Source organism: Novosphingobium sp. CF614, assembly GCF_900113255.1.
In the GTDB taxonomy this organism is placed as follows: domain Bacteria; phylum Pseudomonadota; class Alphaproteobacteria; order Sphingomonadales; family Sphingomonadaceae; genus Novosphingobium.
This window is the reverse complement of sequence record NZ_FOOR01000001.1, coordinates 11,492-27,987: the sequence shown is the minus strand read 5'-3', so window position 1 is coordinate 27,987 and position 16,496 is coordinate 11,492. Positions and strand designations below refer to the sequence as shown.

Annotated in this window: 10 protein-coding genes; 1 reads left to right on the top strand and 9 read right to left on the bottom strand. The window is 67.9% G+C overall.

The genetic code is table 11. The features are described 5' to 3' along the window. Positions 1-99: 99 nt before the first annotated feature. Both BM052_RS00080 and BM052_RS00075 read right to left on the bottom strand, forming a co-directional pair. Positions 100-906 (bottom strand): IclR family transcriptional regulator, encoded by an 807-nt coding sequence (locus BM052_RS00080; RefSeq protein ID WP_255405904.1) that lies wholly within the window; start codon positions 904-906, stop codon positions 100-102. 281 nt (positions 907-1,187) lie between these two features. Continuing rightward, the gene (locus tag BM052_RS00075) at positions 1,188-1,964 is read right to left on the bottom strand and encodes a class I SAM-dependent methyltransferase (protein WP_255405859.1); all 777 of its coding nucleotides are present in this window, start codon (positions 1,962-1,964) and stop codon (positions 1,188-1,190) included. Positions 1,965-2,182: 218 nt separating this feature from the next. On the opposite strand from BM052_RS00075, the gene corA reads away from it, so the two are divergent. Beyond that, the gene (gene corA / locus BM052_RS00070; protein WP_091141894.1) at positions 2,183-3,148 is read left to right on the top strand and encodes a magnesium/cobalt transporter CorA; all 966 of its coding nucleotides are present in this window, start codon (positions 2,183-2,185) and stop codon (positions 3,146-3,148) included. Here corA and BM052_RS00065 read toward each other — a convergent pair. The 7 genes from BM052_RS00065 to BM052_RS00040 are packed head-to-tail and all read right to left on the bottom strand — an operon-like array spanning position 3,145 to position 16,479. Then, complete coding sequence (locus BM052_RS00065; RefSeq protein ID WP_091141893.1) at positions 3,145-5,061, bottom strand: alpha-L-fucosidase; 1,917 nt, start codon at positions 5,059-5,061, stop codon at positions 3,145-3,147. The two genes, corA and BM052_RS00065, sit on opposite strands and share 4 nt — an antisense overlap. Next, the gene (locus BM052_RS20145; RefSeq protein WP_255405858.1) at positions 5,058-5,183 is read right to left on the bottom strand and encodes a hypothetical protein; all 126 of its coding nucleotides are present in this window, start codon (positions 5,181-5,183) and stop codon (positions 5,058-5,060) included. The genes BM052_RS00065 and BM052_RS20145 overlap by 4 nt, the downstream gene beginning before the upstream one ends. After that, positions 5,180-7,486 carry a GH92 family glycosyl hydrolase gene (locus BM052_RS00060; RefSeq protein ID WP_091141891.1) on the bottom strand — a complete coding sequence of 769 codons (2,307 nt, stop codon included), beginning with the start codon at positions 7,484-7,486 and terminating at the stop codon, positions 5,180-5,182. Before BM052_RS00060 ends, BM052_RS20145 begins: the two co-directional genes overlap by 4 nt. Further along, positions 7,483-8,928: a glycoside hydrolase family 125 protein gene (locus BM052_RS00055; protein ID WP_091141890.1), complete on the bottom strand. Its 1,446-nt coding sequence runs from the start codon at positions 8,926-8,928 to the stop codon at positions 7,483-7,485. The genes BM052_RS00060 and BM052_RS00055 overlap by 4 nt, the downstream gene beginning before the upstream one ends. Beyond that, complete coding sequence (locus tag BM052_RS00050; RefSeq protein ID WP_091141888.1) at positions 8,925-11,498, bottom strand: glycoside hydrolase family 3 C-terminal domain-containing protein; 2,574 nt, start codon at positions 11,496-11,498, stop codon at positions 8,925-8,927. The genes BM052_RS00055 and BM052_RS00050 overlap by 4 nt, the downstream gene beginning before the upstream one ends. After that, positions 11,495-14,155: a beta-mannosidase gene (locus BM052_RS00045; RefSeq protein ID WP_091141887.1), complete on the bottom strand. Its 2,661-nt coding sequence runs from the start codon at positions 14,153-14,155 to the stop codon at positions 11,495-11,497. Before BM052_RS00045 ends, BM052_RS00050 begins: the two co-directional genes overlap by 4 nt. Further along, on the bottom strand, positions 14,152-16,479 hold the full coding sequence (locus BM052_RS00040) for a beta-N-acetylhexosaminidase (protein WP_255405857.1): 2,328 nt from the start codon (positions 16,477-16,479) through the stop codon (positions 14,152-14,154). Before BM052_RS00040 ends, BM052_RS00045 begins: the two co-directional genes overlap by 4 nt. Positions 16,480-16,496: the final 17 nt, after the last annotated feature.

The window sequence follows — 16,496 nt, the reverse complement described above, 5'->3', positions numbered from 1 at the left end:
CCACGCCCGCTTTCATTTGTCATATACAAAAACAAACTTCATATATGCAATTGAAATCTGCCGCCGCCGGCCACGGCATGCCGACAGGGGACGCCGGTGTCAGACGCGGCTGTCGGCGTGCGGAAGCAGTCCGGAAATCTGCCGCGCGGTTTCGATCAGGAGCTCCGTCGTCGATTCAATGGTATGGCGCAGATTGGCGTGGCGAATGAACGGCACCGTCAGCGCCGCCGCGGCGCGATCCCCGCGCATGATCGGCGCGGAAATATCGATGATCCCGCTGACAAACGAGCTTTCGGCGCTGGCGAAGCCCTTGGCCTGCGCCTCTTGCGCCCTTGTAAGGAGGCCCCGCAGTTCGGCCGGATCACCCTTCACCGAAAGCATCGACAGCCACTTCGCGCGAATGTCATCGGGCTGGAAGGCGAACAGGGCCGCGCCGGAAACCGATTTCGGCAAGGGCAGGCGGTGGCCGATGCGGACGGAAAACCCGATCTGTTCATCCGATTCCATCCGCGCGACCACCACGATATCGCCGCGGGTATGGAACACCAGGTGGCACGACTGACCGATGTCCATCGCCAGCTTGCGCATCCGGGGCAGCGCGACTTCGACAAGGCTTTGCGTGGGCGGCTGGCGCATCGCCATCGTGAACAGAAGGTCGGTCAGGTAATAGGCATCGGTGGCACGGTCCTGCTCGACGAAACCGCGAGCCTGCAGCACCTGCACCATGCGGAACATCTCGCCCTGCGAGCGGCGCAGGCGCTGGCAGATCTCCGTCATCGTCAAGGGACGACCGACATCGACCAGCAGCCCGATCACGTCGAGCCCCTTCTCGAGAGCCGGGGCACGGTATCGCCCGGTGGCGACGCCCGCATCATCCGCGGCCTTGTCCTCGGGCACATCCTCCATGTCGCTCACTCCCGGCGTTCTCCTTCGTTGCGGTGCAGTTGGCATCAGGACCTACAGTCGCCAACGCATCCCGCGCAAGTGCGCACGCCTTTCCGGCTGTCCTTCCGGAAAGGCGTGAAGCAGTACCGGGCACGGGCTGCTCGACATGGGGGGGAAGCACCGCCGCCCCCCCGGGGCCTGGCCCTTGTCCTACCTCGGCCCTACCTCGGCCCTACCTTGGACCCAGCTTGGCCCTGCCTTGCATCTGGCCGCTTTGATCGAGGGAGTACGTAAACCCGGGCTCAAGTCGAAACTGCATCCCGGGCATTGGCGGCGGAGCCGGAGCGCGTGCCCCGCAACATCCCCTTCGTGCCCCCGGCTTCGAACTCGAACGCGAATTCCTTCCAGTCGCGCCGCCACCGCGAGGCGACGATCTGTTCGCCCGGCCGCGCCGCATCGTCGAGCAGGATCACGCCGCGAGGCGACAACAGGGGAAACAGCTTTTCGGCGGCTCCGCGAATGAAGGGGTGAACGGACCATGGCGGACCATCCACCACCAGCAAGTCGATCGACGCGGGCAATTCCGCAAGCCGATACCAGTCGGCACCCCATTTCGGAGCGGAAATCGACAGCGGGGCATGCCGAAATTCGGCGGCAAGATCGTGCTCGGCAAGCCACTGCGCCATGCCGGCGACGAAAGGCGCATGCTGGTCGTAGCTGACCAGCCGCCCGCCGCCGTTCAGTGCCAGCGCCCTGGCGATTATCAGCGACGACGCCCCGGAACCCAGCTCGACCACCACTTCGGGACGGAGGCTTTCGATGGTATCCACGATGCGATGCAGGAAGAACGTATCCGCCTTCCAGCTGCCGAGGTGCGGCAATGCATCCTGGGGAAGGTCGATCCGGCGAAGCAGCGCCTGCTTCTCCGCCCGGGTGCCGCCGTAAAGGCTGCGCAGGAGCCACGGCCATTGAATGGCGCCAAACGCAAGGGTAACGCATTTCGCGCGAAACCGCGCGCGACTGAACGGAAACCGGTTGGCCCCGATCGTCAGCAAGCCGGTGGGTCTTTTGGTCGTCACGCGCATCTGTCTCCTGTTTTCATCGAAAGCCATCTCGACGGCGGATGCCGGACATGCAAACCGGGAACCGTGGACCGTGCAAATCCATCGGTGCGGCGAAAATCGCGCCGCGTCCGCTTCGCGAGGGATATTGGAGGCTACCCAAGCCGTTGCGTTCACGTCCGATACAGCCGGACGACCATGTTAGACCATTGCGCCAGAGGAAATTCGAGACCAGCATGAGCGTAATTGCCGCATATCTGTATCGCAAGGGCCGGCCGGCACAACAAGTGACACTTGACCAGCGGCCGCCGATCATCGACCCGTCGGACTTCGTGTGGATCGGATTGTTCGAGCCGTCCGAGGCGGAATTGCGAACGCTGCAGGAGAACTACGGCCTTCATCCCCTGGCGGTGGAGGACGCTCTCAAGGCCCATCAGCTTCCCAAGGTCGATGTCTATGGCGATCAACTCTTCGTCGTGGCACGCACCGCGCATCTCGATCATGACACCATCGTCTATGGCGAGACCGCGATCTTCGTCGGCGGCAACCACATCATCACCGTTCGCCACGGCTCGGCCCGGGCACATACGGCGCTTCGCAGGCAGCTCGAAGCGGCACCGTCGCTCCTCAGCCACGGGGTCGACTATGTGCTCCACGCCATTCTCGACTTCATCGTCGACGGCTACCAGCCGATCGTCGAGACGATAGAGGAAGAGGTGCTCCAGATGGAGAACCGGGCGCTCGATGCATTCCTCGAACGCGCCGAGGTCACGCGCATCTTCACGCTGCGCCGCGAACTGATCCGGTTCCGGCGCATCCTGGGGCCGATGTCGGAGGCGGCGAGCAGGCTCACGCATCTGGAAGCGCCTTGTCTCGATCCGGCGGTGCGGCCCTATTTCCAGGATGTGCTCGATCACGTCCGGCGGGTCGAAGTGATGGTCGAGAACCTGCGGGAAGTGCTGACCTCGGTCCTGGAAGTGAGCCATCTGCTCGAATCGCAGCGCCAAGGCGCGATCACTCGCCAGCTCGCGGCCTGGGCCGCGATTCTCGCCGTACCGACCGCGATAGCCGGTATCTACGGCATGAACTTCACGAACATGCCCGAACTCAGGACCGAATATGGCTATTTCGTCGTGCTCGGCGTGATCGTCATGTTGTGCGTGGGACTTTACGTCCGCTTCAAGCGGGCGCGGTGGCTCTAGCGGAAAGCCCCGATCGTCGCCATGGCGATGGCCGGGGCGGGCACGGCGGGCCGGGGGAAACGCAGCCGCAGGAAACGCGCCGCGCGTGGTCCCTTGAAGGCGATACGCTGGGTGGCGCGGGCATAGTTGATGTTCTGGAACTCGCCCTCCTCGGCCTTCGACCAGTGCTTGCCGTCCAGACTGGTTTCGACCTGCCAGCGCGCGGGCGGGGCAGCCTGCGGATCGATGTGGCGGGTGGGCGTCAGCGTGAAGCCGGCAAGCGTTTCCTCGGCGCCGAGATCAATGGTGAGCATGGCCGGGGCGGGCGAACTCCACGCGGTCTTCGGATCCTCGTCGAGCACGGCCTCGGCGCCCGGCGCGCTGGCGGAAACGATCTTCCAGCCGCGGCGCGAAATGATGCTGGGGTCCGAAGGTACGGCCGGCGGCAGTTCCACCGGCGGCGTCGAAAGGAACAGCGCGAATTCGCGCAGCGTCGGCCCGGCTTCGGCGGCCACCGCGCGGAAGCGCACGCGGCGGGGCGAGACCGGGGCGGGCAGGCGAACCAGCCGTTCCGGCCCGACCATGTCCTTGCGCGCTACTTCGCGCCAGTTGCCGCCGTCGTCGGCGATGTCGATCGCGAACGTGGTGGTGCGCAGGCCGAGCGGCAGCCATTCGCGCAGGCGGATCGTGTCGAACCGGGCACCGGGGGCAAGGTCAAGCGCAAGCGTGGCGTCGCGCGCTTCGGCGGGAGCGCACCAGAACGTCCCCGGATCACCGTCGATCGCGTTTGCGGCGGTTCCGCCGATATCGGCGCTTGCGGTGGCCACGGCCCCGCGCGCGCAATCGGCGGCGAAGGTCGTCCGAATCGCATCGCCGAACGCCTTGAGGCTGGCGACATCGCGGTCCGGAATGCGGCCACGGCGATCGGGTGGCAGGTTGAGCAGGAAATTGCTGCCGTTGCCGACCGACCGGTCGAACATTTCCATCAGCTTCTGCGGCGTCTTCACCTGGGTGTCTTCATCGGCGTGATAGAACCAGCCCGGACGGATCGAGACGTCGGTTTCCGCAGGCCACCACAGTTTCGCGCCGCGCACGCCGGTATAGCCCTTGTCCTGCTCGTAAGCGGCGTCGGGCATGGTCGGCCAGCACGGATCGCCCGCGTGGCCTTCCTCGTTGCCGACCCAGCGGATATCGGCGCCCAGCGGATCGAAGGTGCAGGCGCCGGGCTGCAGCTTGTGCACGAGTTCGATGATGCTCGGCCAGTTGTAATACCTGGGTGCGTCGATCTGCCGGGTCTCGCGCGCGCCGCCGTAATAGCCGTCGCCGCCGTTCGCGCCGTCGAACCAGACTTCGAACAGGTCGCCGTAACGGGTGCACAGTTCGGTCAGTTGCGCCCGGTAGTATTCGACGTAGGCCGGCCTGCCATAGTCGGCGTGGTTGCGGTCCCATGGCGAAAGGTAGACGCCGAAATCGATCCCCGCGCGGCGGCAGGCCTGTTCGAGTTCGCCCACCACGTCGCCCTTGCCGCCGCGCCATGGCGAATTGCGCAGGCAATGTTCGGTCAGCATGGTCGGCCACAGGCAGAAGCCGTCATGGTGCTTGGCGGTGACGATCAGCCCGGTAAGGCCGCCCGCGACCGCCGCGGCGGCGATCTGGTCGGCATCGAAATCGGTGGGGTTGAACAGCCCCGGGTCTTCATCGCCAAAGCCCCATTCCTTGTCGGTAAAGGTGTTCATGGAGAAATGGACGAAGGCGTACATCCGCCGATCGTGCCATTTGAGCTGGCGCTGCGAGGGCACGGCGCCCCACGGCGCTGGAAGAACGGGCGCGGCGGCAATTCCGGCCACGCGCGGCGCACAGGCCGAAGCGCCGGCAAGCAGCGATCCTGCAAGGAGACAGCGGCGGGAGATCGGACTGGTCTGGGGCATGGTCATGGCAGGGTTCCGGTGTGGATCGAAGGATTGGTGCCGGCCGGCGGTTCGGGAACGAGCCATGCTTCGGCGATCTGGCGCCAGCGCCCGCCGACGCTGGGCGCAAGGGCGGTAGCATGGATCATGCGGAGGGCGGGCGTCCCGGGCGATGCTCGGGCAGGCTGGCGAAGCTCTTGTCGGGGGCTGCGCTCATCTCGAAGCGCAGCGTGCCCCCGCGCACGAGATCGGCGTGGGCGATCCAGCCCTTTTTCCAAGGCGCGTCGTTCCAGCGGATCGCGCGGACATAGGGCGTGTCGCGGCGGTTGCCCGGTGCTTCCACCGTGAGCCGCCGCCCGTTGCCGAGGTCGACCTCGGCCCGGGTGAACAGCGGGCTGCCGAACACGTATGTCGCGCTGACCGGATCGACCGGGTAGAAGCCGAGCGCGGAGAAGATGAACCACGCGCTCATCTGGCCGCAATCGTCGTTGCCGATGATGCCGTCGGGGCGGTCGTGGTACATTTCAGCCATCAGGCGCCGGACCATGGCCTGCGTCTTCCACGCCGCGCCGCAATAGGGATAGAGGTAGGCGACGTGGTGGCTCGGCTCGTTGCCATGGGCGTACTGGCCGACAAGGCCCGAGATATCGGGCGGGGCGCCTTCGGGCAGGGTGGAATCGGCGGTGAACAGTCCATCGAGCTTCGCCTCGAACGCCGCGTCTCCGCCCATCGCCGCGATCAGGCCGGGCACGTCGTGCTGGTTGAGGAAAGTCGCCTGCCAGCTGTTGCTTTCGGTAAAGTCGCGCCAGCGCGGCGAATGGCCGATGCCGTTGGGGGTGAAGGGCTCCGCCCAGGTTCCGTCGGCAAGGCGCGGTCGGGCAAAGCCGGTGGCGGGATCGAACACATTGCGCCAGTTGCCGCTGCGCCGCCGCAGATACGCCGCCCTGGCGGTATCGCCGGCGGCATCGGCCAGCCCGGCGGCGGCGTAGTCGTCGTAACTGTATTCCAGCACGCGCGATACGCTTTCGAAGATCCGGTCGGCGGGGATGAAGCCGGTTTCATCGTAGGCGGGAAGGCCGAGACTGTTGTCGAGGTTCGGTGTCGACCAGTCGAACAGGCGGCGCTTCACGCCGGGCCAGGCGGCGGCATAGTCGGCGCGAAAGCCTTTGGCGCGCGCTTCGGCCATGACCGCGACGCCGTGCCAGGCGATCATGCAGCCGGTTTCCACCCCCTGCAGCGGCCAGACCGGTGGTCCGAAGGGGCTTTGCGCGGTGTGGCGGACCAGATCGGCGGCGAAAGTTTCGGCCATTCGGGGCCGGATCACCGTCTGCAGCGGATGGAATGCGCGATAAGTGTCCCACAGCGAATAGGCGGTGTAGGATTCCTCGCCTTTCGCCAGCTTGTGGACTTGCCGGTCGAGCCCGACATAGCGCCCGTCCACGTCCGAGAACAAGGTCGGCCCGAGGCTTGCGTGATAGAGCGCGGTGGCCATGACGGTGCGCTCCTGATCGGTTCCGCCAGCGACCCGGATGCGCGAAAGCTCGCGCGACCAGGCGCGCGTCGCGGCGCGGCGATAGCGATCGAAATCCCAGTGACGCGCCTCGGCGGATACGTTGCGGCGGGCACCCGCGCCGTCCACCGCCGAGATGCCGCAGCGCACGACGAGCGGTGCGCTGCCCGCATCGTCATAGTGGAGCGCGGCCTTCAGGCGCTTGCCGCTTACCCCTTCGCCCGGGGCGGGGATATCGTCGTCGCCGAAGAACTCGATCCGGTCAGGCTGGCGCGAGAACTGCATCGCGAAGAAGCAGCGCCGCCCCTTGGCCCAGCGGTGGGCCCGGCGCGCCCCGGTGAGCGTGCCGTCCGTCTCCAGCGCCAGCCGTGCCTCGTCGATCAAGGCCGGCTCGCCCGGACCTTCCATGACAAGGTGCGAAAGATCGACCAGCAGGTGCGCCGGGCCTTGCGGGAAGCTGTAGCGGTGAATGCCGGTGCGGCGCGTGACGGTCAACTCGGCCAGCACGCCGTTTTCCAGCATGACGCGGTAATAGCCCGGTTCGGCCAGTTCGTCGGAATAACGCAGGCGGTAGCCCTGGTCCGGTTGCTCCAGCGGCCCGGGCTGGAGCATGACCGGCCCTCGGCACGGGGTGACGAGCACGTCCAGCATGTCGCCGATGCCGGTGCCGGACAGGTGCGTGTGCGAGAAGCCGAGCAGCGAGGGATCGCCGTGGTGATAGCCCGAGCAGGTCGCCCAGCGCGCGGTATCGGTATCGGGCGAAAGCTGGACCATGCCGAACGGCAGCGAGGCGCCGGGGAAGGTATGGCCGTCGCCGCCGGTGCCGATGAACAAGTCGGGCGCGGCAGGCGCGATCCGCGACGCGGCGCTCGCGGGGAGGGCGCCGGCCACGCCGAGCGCGCCGGCGCCCGCGATCAAGCCGCGACGGGTCAGGCGGATCATGCGGTTGCTCCAAGAAGCGCGGGCTTGCGCCGCGCCAGGTCGATCATCAGCTCGCCGAACAGGCCATTGGCCCAGGCGAACCAGCTGCGCGTGAATTTGGCGGGATCGTCCTGGTCGAAGGCTTCGTGCATGAAGCCGGTGCCCGCGTGGCTGGCCTTGAGCGCGGCAAGGCACTGGCGGATCGTGGCGTCATCGTCGCTCGACAGCGCGCGCATGACGATCGCCATCGGCCAGATCATGCGCAGGCCGGCATGGGGTCCGCCGATCCCTTCGGCGGCGGTCCCCGCGAAGAAATAGGGGTTGCGCGCGCTCCATGCCGCGGCCGCCGTGCGCCGGAACAGCACGTCGTCCGCCGGCACCGCGCCGAGATAGGCGAGCGAGGACAGGCTGGGCACGTTGGCGTCGTCCATGAAATGTCCGTTGCCGAAGCCGTCTACTTCGTAGGCCCAGAGCCGTTGGCCGCTGGCGGGGTCTATCATCGTGCCGTGGGCATATGTCGCCAGTTCCACTTCGCGCGCCAGATCGAGCGCGGTGTTGGCAAGCTTCGCCTGCGCCGCCGCGCCGCCCGCAACTGCCGCGAGCTTGCGCAGCGCCGCCACCGCGAACAGGTTCGAGGGAACCAGGAACGGGAACAGGCAGGCATCGTCCGAGGGCCGGTACATGCTGTGGATCATGCCGACCTTGCGGGTCGGCGCGCCATAACCGTCAAGGATCTGCGTCTCGGTGGCCAGCTTGTCGCGGCGCAGGAAGCGGTAGGGGCCCGGGCCGTCCTTGCGCTGCTGTTCGCGGAAGGTGCGGATGCTGGCCCATGCCGCCTCCGCCCACAGCGCGTCGAACGGCGCGGTATCGCCGCTTGCCTTCCAGTAATCGTGCGCCAGCCGCATCGGATAGCACAGCGAATCCACTTCCCACTTCCGCTCGGCGACGCCGGGCTTCATCTCCGTATCGTCGGCGAGCGCCCAGGGCAGGTCGGTGCTCGCCGAGGGATCGCGCGTGAAGGCGTTGGCGTAAGGATCGATCAGGATCGAGCGCGCCTGCCGCGCGATCAACCCGCGAAACAGTTCGCGCAGGGCCGCATCCTCGCGGGTCAGATGCAGGTAGGGGTTGAGCTGTGCCGAACTGTCGCGCAGCCACATGCACGCGATGTCGCCGGTGATGACGAAGGCGTCGCTGCGCCCGTCGATCTTCGCCATGAACACTGTCGTGTCGAGCGTATTGGGGTAGCAGTTTACGAACAGGTGGCGCAGTTCCGGATCGCCGATAAGCGCCGAAACGCGCGCGATCTCGCGCTCCACGGCAGGACTGACGAAAAGCCTGTCCGCTGCGGCGGGGCGCGTGCCCGGCCGGGGACCTTGCGCGGCGAGCGCCGACGATGGCGAGAGCATCATCCCGGCGCCCAGCGTCAACGATCCGGCGATGATCGCGCGTCGGTCGACCCTCATTTCGGCAACTCCAGGGTTCCTTCGATGGTGAACGCGATTTCCGTTCCAGGTGCCGCGCCCGGCTGTCCGCCGCCGATGAACAGGCGGTAGTCCCCCGATCGCACCGCGCGGACACCATCGCGGTCCACCGTCGAGAGGCTGCGCGGATCGAAGTTGAACGATACCGTGGCGCTTTTGCCCTTGCCGATCGCGGCGCGCTGGAAGCCGATCAGGCAGTGCCGCAGGACGGGATCGTTGAAATCGCCGATCCCGCGCAGTCCCTCGGGCGGGACGAGATAGGCCTGCACCACTTCCTCGCCGGGCCGGACGCCGGTGTTGGTGACGCGGACGCTGACCGTCAGCGACGTGCCCGCCGCGATCCTTTGCGGGGCCGTGGCCTGGTCATAACCGAAAGTGGTATAGCCGATGCCATGGCCGAACCCCCACAGCGGCGTCCCGTGGAAGTAGCGGTAGGTGCGCTCGCGCATGTTGTAGTCGACGAAGGCGGGCAGGTCGCGCGTGCGGGCATAGAATGTCACCGGCAGGCGGCCCGAGGGACTGAAGCCGCCATCGATCAGGTCGGCGATGGCATTGCCGCCTTCCTCGCCCGGATACCAGGCGGCAATCACGGCGTCGGCATTGTCCTTGACCCACGGCATGGCGACCGCACTGCCCGACAGCAGGACGACGACAAGCGGCTTGCCGGTGGCCTTCAGCGCCTCGAGCAGTTCCTGCTGCGGGCGCGGCAGGGCGATGTCGGTGCGGTCGCCGCCGGAGAAGCCGGGGACCTCCACCTGCAACGCCTCGCCCTCGACCGCCGGGGAAAGGCCGACGAAGGCGATGATCGCATCGGCGCCCCGCGCGGCGGCGGCCGCGCGTTCGCGCTGGGGCCCGGGCGGAGCGACCCACGTCAGGCGGATGCCTTCGTCCTCGCTGGCATGGGCAAGCTCGAGCCGGATCGCCCTGGGCCGCGTATCGGCGAAGGTGACGCCAGCTTCGACCGCCGTGTTGTCGCCGGTATCGGCGATCACTTGCTGGTCGTCGATCCACAGGCGCACCCCATCGTGGCCATTGCAATCGAAGCAGCGTGGCACGTCCACGCGCAGCATATGCTCGCCGGGGCCTTCCGGGGTCAGCGTCCCGGTCCAGCGCACGCCATAGCGCCCGGCCGGAATGCCGGGGGCGGGCGAGGTGCGGTTCCAGTCGAAATCGATCCTGGCATCCGTCCGCGTGGATACCGGTGCACCGGTCATCGCCGGATCGGCGAAGAATTCTGCCTTCAGGCCCGCGCCGAACGCGGTGCGCGGGATGACCACGGGTACGCCTTCACCAAGGGTCGCGCCTTGCGAATAGCGCACCGCGTAGCGGGTGGAGAGCCCGTCGAGCGGGGTCACCGGCCGCGCGGCGGTGCCATGGTAGTTCGCCTCCAGCGTATCGAGACTGTCGGCGTTCGGGCCGACGACCGCGATGCGCGCGCCCCGACGCAGCGGCAGGATGCCATTGTTCTGGAGCAGGACCAGCGACTTGCGCGCCGCTTCGAGCGCCAGCGCGCGATTCCCGGGCGTATCGACGGCACTGGGAGGAATCGCGTCCCAGCGGCTTTTCGCGCCGAATGCGTCGCCCAGCATCTTGCGGACGGTGAACGTGCGGGCAAGCGCGCGGTCGACCGTCGCGGGCGCGGTCAGGCCTTTGGCGAGCGCTTCGGCGAGCGCGGCATAAGTGCGGCCGCAATTGAGATCCATCCCGGCGTTGATCGCGGCGGCGGCGGCGGCGGCGTTGGTCCGGCGATAGCGCTGGTAGTGGTTGATGTTGCCGACGGCGTCGCAATCGGAAACGACCAGTCCGTCAAATCCCCAGTCCTTGCGCAGCCGCTGGTCGAGCAGCCACTCGGCGCCGCAGACGGGCACGCCGTGGACCGCATTGTACGCGCACATGACGGATTGCGCCTTGCCGTCGGTCAGGACCTTGCGGAACGCGGGGAGGTAGGTCGCCTCCAAGTCATAGGCGCTGGCCTGCACGTCGAAGCTGTCGCGCCCGGCTTCGGGGCCGCTGTGGGCGACGAGATGCTTGGGCGTTGCGATCACGCGCGGCTGGGCCGGATCCGGTCCCTGCAGGCCCCGCACATAGGCGGTCGCAAGGGCGCCGGTCAGCACCGGGTCCTCGCCATAGGTTTCCTGCCCGCGTCCCCAGCGCGGATCGCGGAAGATGTTGATGTTGGGCGACCAGATCGTCAGCCCCTGGTAGCGGCGGCGGTCCTTGCCGGTAAGGCCGTTGTACTTGGCCCGGGCCTCGGTCGAGACGGCCGTGCCGACACGTTCGATCAGCGGTGCGTCCCAGGTCGCCGCAAGGCCGATCGCCTGCGGAAACACCGTCGCCACGCCGTTGCGGGCAAGGCCGTGCAGCGCCTCGTTCCAATAGTCGTAGGCGGGCAGTTCGGGCGGGCTGGCGGCCGCGCCCGATTGCAGCTGCGCCGCCTTTTCCGCATCGCTCATCCCCGCGATCTTGGCGGCGATATCGGCGGTGACCCGGGCTTCGGGGCGGGCGTCGGGCTGGGCCGCGCCGGCGGCCAGCAGAAGCAGAAGCGCGCTCACCTGGCGATACTCCCTGGGGCGGTATCTCCCAGATGGCGCAGTTCCAGCGCCTTGCGCAGCGCCGCCGGGCTCGCGGCGGAAGTGATGTCCACGCTCGCGCTTTCGCCCGGCAGCAGGTCGAGATAGTTGTCCGAGGCCTGCGCGTCGAGGGCACCGAAGCCGATCCACAGTCCGCGTGCAAGGCGAGTTGCGGTAACCGTCAGGCGCGGCTTGCCGCCGGGCGCGGTGGTCCAGGTGGTCTTCAGGCCGGGATCGGGCAGCGCCATGGCCTTTTCGGGCAGCGCCGAGAGCAGCGCGCGCGAGACGACTTTGCCGCCCTCGATCAGCTCTGCCACGGCGAAGCTGGTGCGGCGGTCGTCATCGCCGAACAGCGCGGCGTCGTCATAAGCGCCGATCTTCGTGGCCGAAAGCGGCGCCAGCGTGGTCTCGCCGCCGCCGACCAGCCGCTGCTTGCCGTCGACGCCGACCACGCGCAGCCGCCAGCTTACGGGTTCGGGCGCAGCGGCGTCGGAGATCAGGCTTACCTCGGTCGTGCCGTCCGCCCGGCGCCCCGCCGCCACGGCAAGCGGCGCGAAGAAGCGGCGCGCGGCATAGTGCAGGGCCTTCCAACGGCCGTAATAGTCCAGGCTCGACCACGAAGCACCAGGCCAGACATCGTTGAGCTGCCAGTAGAGCGAGCCCGACGTGACCGGACGGCAGGCGCGATGGTGCAGCGCGCCAAGCGCGATGCCATCGGCCTGCATGGCCTGCGAAAGATAGGCGAAGTCCGCGAAATCGCGAGGGGTTCGGTAGCGCTGCTCGATGTAGTAGAGCAGCCGTTCCTGCCCCGCGCCCTTCATGAACTTCTGGTGCGCGCGCATCACCGGCGATGTGATCGAAAGATCTTGCGGCGCGGCGTAGGCGTGGACCGTCGGCATGACCGGCATGGCCTGAAGCCCGTATTCCGACATGAAGCGCGGGCAGGAGTCGAGATAGCTTTCCACCGGCTTCTTGCCGCCCCAGACGTCCCAGTAGTGGCGGTCGCCGTCGCCATCGACGTCAGGCTTGCCTTCGTAATTGGTGCTGGGCGAGCCGGGCCAATAGGGCACGTCGGCATCGCGCCGCTCGGCCGCGTCGCGCAGAACCTGGTTGAACAGCACCGCCATGCCCACGCCGACACGTTCCTGCTCGTCGGGGCCGACCCGCTTCTTGAAGGCGACGCGGTCGCTCCACGTCTCCCAGCCGGACAGGACTTCGTTGTTGCCCGACCAGATCACGATGGAAGGATGGGCCTGGACCCGGTCGACCTGCTCTTCCGCCTCGATCCGCACGCTTTCGCGGAAATCGCGGTCATAGGGCGTCACCGCGCCGCCGAACATGAAGTCCTGCCAGACCATCAGGCCCAGCCGGTCCGCCGCGTCATAGAAGGAATCGGGCATGTAGTGTCCGCCGCCCCAGACGCGGACCATGTTCATGTTGGCGTCGCGCGCGTCGGTGAGGATCGCGGCCATGCGCGCGGGCGTAACGCGGGTCTGGAAGCTGTCGAAGGGGATCACGTTCGCGCCCTTCATGAAGATCGGCAAGCCGTTGATCTTCAGTAGGAAGCCGCGTCCCTTTTTACCGGCATCGGCATCGGCATCGGCCTCGCGCACCAGTTCGACCGTGCGCAGCCCGGTGGAGCGCGCGGCGCTGTCGACCTCCTCGCCGCCCACCTTGATGCTCGCGCGCACCGTGTAGAGCGGCTGCACGCCATAGCCCGCCGGGAACCACAGGCGCGGCGCGGCGAGCGTGAGCGGGACCGAAACGCGGTTGAGACCGGGGCTGAGGTGGACGGTGCGCGCGGCGCTGGCAGCGTCGGCACCGTCCGGTCCGGTGACGTTCGCGGCGATCTCGGCAATGCCTTCGCGGCCGGCCATGATCTCCAGTTCGGCGGCAAGGCGGGCCTCGGCGGGAGATACGGCCTCCTGCGCCACGCGGACGGTCTCGATCCGGGCCTCGTCCCAGGCTTCGAGCCTCACCGGGCCGTTGGGGCCGATGTTGAGAATGCGCGGGCCCCAGTCCCAGCCGTAGTGGTATTTGGGCTTGCGAATATAGGGCGAGGTCTGGCGGCCTTCGGGCTCGTCGCCGAACATGCTGTCGTATTCGCCGGGCAGCGGGTTTTCGAGCGGCAGGATCTTGGGCTGGAGTACCTTGAGCGGCGAGCGGAAGCGGATCAGCACTTCATTGGCGCCGGGCCTCAGAAGACCGCGCAGGTCCACCCGCCAGCGGCGGTGGGCGTTGTCGGCGGATAGCACGTCCCGTCCGTTGACGCTCACTTGCGCGAAAGTATCGAGCCCGTCGAACACGAGTTCGAGATGTCCGCGCGCGAGCAGTTCAGGCGTCGCATCGAGCGGCAGGCGATAGACCCAGTCGCTGCGCCCGGCCCATTGCACCGCCGCCTCGTTGTGGCCGATGAACGGATCGGGCATGATCTTGTGCGTGACCAGATCGGCCTGGACCGCGCCCGGCACGCTCGCGGCCAGCCACTTGGCGGCCTTGGGGTGTTCGCGCGCCGCCGCCGTGTCGGCGGGGTCGAGCCGCAGCTGCCAGTTCTGATCGAGTACGATGTCGGTCCTTGGCGCGGCCAGCGCGGCGGTGGGGAGGGCGGCAAGCAGACCGGCAACGAACGGGCGGATCACTTGTGCTCCTCCAGCACGACCCGCTCGACCGCGTAGAACGGATCGGACAGCGGCGAGGTGAATTGCATGCACAGCACGCCGTCGCCCGCTGCGGGATCGAGCGGCGCGGTGAAGCGCATGCGATTGGGCGCGGTCCTGGGATCGGGCAGCGGGAACGTGGCGACGAGCGTGCCGTCGCATCCCCCGCCGCGTACAACCAGTTCGCCGTGCTCGGTCACCGCATAGTGCTCGCGCAGCGCCGAGGCTTCATGCGCGAGGCCATAGGCGCGCGGCAGGCGGGCGACCTCGAAGGTCGCCGACTTCGCTTCGCCCAGGGGCGCGTCGTTCCACTGCGTGCAGGTATCGAAGATGTTGACGTTGAAGGCGGGTGCCTCCGCCTGCTGTCCGGCCACCAGCGGCACGCGCAGGCCGAGCGCGCCCTGGGGACAGGCGGCCAGGTCGGAAGCGGTGGCGGTGAGCAGCGCGGTGCGCGCCGCGTCGAACCGGCGCGGCGTGGCGGTGGTTCTCCCGTCGGGAAGGAAGGCCGCCGCCTCTATCGTGGTGCCGACCTTGACCGAGACCGGCGCGTGATAGGCTGTCCGGGTCTTGCCAGGCGCGCCGTAGCGTATCGTGCCCGCACCAGTCTGCGTATCCATCGCCAGCGTGAGTCTGCCGCCGCGCAAGGCCTCGCCCCGGGTTTCCTTCATGTGGAAATTGATCGCGAAGGCGCTGTCCGCCGCCGCGATGCCGTCGCGCGCATAGCGCAGCATCTGCGGTTCGAGCCGGGTGACGAAGCTGGTCCAGTCGCGCTGTCGCGGCGCCGACCAGGTCATTTCCGCCACCGCCGACAGGCGCGGGAAGATGGCGTGTTCCTTCTGCTTCGCCGTTGCGAGATATTCCGACCAGGCATTGGCCTGCGCGCCCAGCACGTGTTTCATGGCATCGGGGGTGATGCCGGCCGGCGCGGGCTCGTAGCGATAGACCTGCTCCAGAGTGCGGACCGCCAACCGTCCTGGCGGCTCGTCCGCGCGGAAGGACTGAAGATTGTCGAGATAGAGGTCTGGCGCGGGGGAAAGCACCACGTCGTGCCCCTTGTTGGCCGCTTCGACCGCGCCCTTCTCGCCGCGCCAGGACATGACCGAGGCGCTCGTCGGCACGTCGCCTTCGAGGATCTCGTCCCACCCCATCAGGCGACGGCCCTTGCTTTCGAGGTGCTTGCCCAGTTCGGCGATCATCCAGCCCTGAAGCTGGTTTTCGGTCTTGAGGCCCAGCGCCTTCATCTGGGCCTGCACTTGCGGCGAGCGTTGCCACTGGTCCTTGACCGCCTCGTCACCGCCGATGTGGATCACCGGCGAGGGGAATATCTCGACCAGTTCGTCGAGCACGTTGCGGATGAAGGTCATGCCGCGTTCGGAGGGAGAGAACAGCCAGGGGTTGATGCCCCAGTCGTGTCCGGTCCGCGGCTGGTCGCCCAGTACGCTGAGCTCTTCGGGATAGGCGGCAACGGCGGCCTGCGCATGGCCGGGCAGATCGATCTCCGGCACGACGGTGATCCCGCGCGTGCCGGCATAGGCGACCAGCGCCTTGAGCTGTTCCTGCGTGTAGAACCCCCCGACCTTGTCCGCCGGGGCCCCGCCCGCGCTGGGCGGCACGCGCCAGCCGCCGACTTCGGTCAGCTTGGGATAGCGCTTGATCTCCACGCGCCAGCCCTGGTCGTCGGTCAGGTGCAGGTGGAGCACGTTGAGCTTCTGCGCCGCCATGGCGTCTACCACGGGATAGAGCGTCTCGATCGGCTGGAAGTGCCGCGCCACGTCGACCATCAACCCCCGCCACGAAAAGCGCGGGGTGTCGGTGATGGTCAGCGCGGGCACGCGCACGGGCTGGCCGAAGCGCGCATCGGGCGAAAGCAGCTGCGCCAGCGTGGCCGCGCCCCACATCAGGCCGCGATCGCCGCTTGCGGCGACCGTTGCTCCCTTGGCGGTCACCGTCAGGCGGTAGGCTTCGTCGCCCGATATTCCGGCCTCTCGCACAAAGCGGATGCGCGGTCGCGCGCCCTCCCGCCCCCCCGCGCCGACCACCAGCGCGATGCCGCGTTCGGCACGGACGCGGTCGACAAGGAACTGCGCGGCCGCGCGGGCGGCGTGGTCACCGCCGGGAACTTCGATCGCGGCTCCCGCAGCGATGCCGAGCGCGCCTTGCTCTAGCCGCACTTCCGCCGGTTGCGGGATCAGCGGCAGAAGCGCGGCATCGGCAGGGCGCGCCTGCGCCGCGCCGCCGCTGGCAAGCATGCCGAGCAGGCCAAGCGCGGCAATCGTCGCGGCGGAAATCGGGCGTAGGCGCTTCATCGTGTCTCCCCGGGGCT

Excerpts from the sequence above, each read along its gene's own strand:
- BM052_RS00080 (WP_255405904.1), bottom strand. The coding sequence starts at position 906 with ATGGAGGATGTGCCCGAGGACAAGGCCGCGGATGATGCGGGCGTCGCC.
- corA (WP_091141894.1), top strand. The coding sequence starts at position 2,183 with ATGAGCGTAATTGCCGCATATCTGTATCGCAAGGGCCGGCCGGCACAA.
- BM052_RS00065 (WP_091141893.1), bottom strand. The coding sequence starts at position 5,061 with ATGACCATGCCCCAGACCAGTCCGATCTCCCGCCGCTGTCTCCTTGCA.
- BM052_RS20145 (WP_255405858.1), bottom strand. The coding sequence starts at position 5,183 with ATGATCCATGCTACCGCCCTTGCGCCCAGCGTCGGCGGGCGCTGGCGC.
- BM052_RS00060 (WP_091141891.1), bottom strand. The coding sequence starts at position 7,486 with ATGATCCGCCTGACCCGTCGCGGCTTGATCGCGGGCGCCGGCGCGCTC.
- BM052_RS00055 (WP_091141890.1), bottom strand. The coding sequence starts at position 8,928 with ATGAGGGTCGACCGACGCGCGATCATCGCCGGATCGTTGACGCTGGGC.
- BM052_RS00040 (WP_255405857.1), bottom strand. The coding sequence starts at position 16,479 with ATGAAGCGCCTACGCCCGATTTCCGCCGCGACGATTGCCGCGCTTGGC.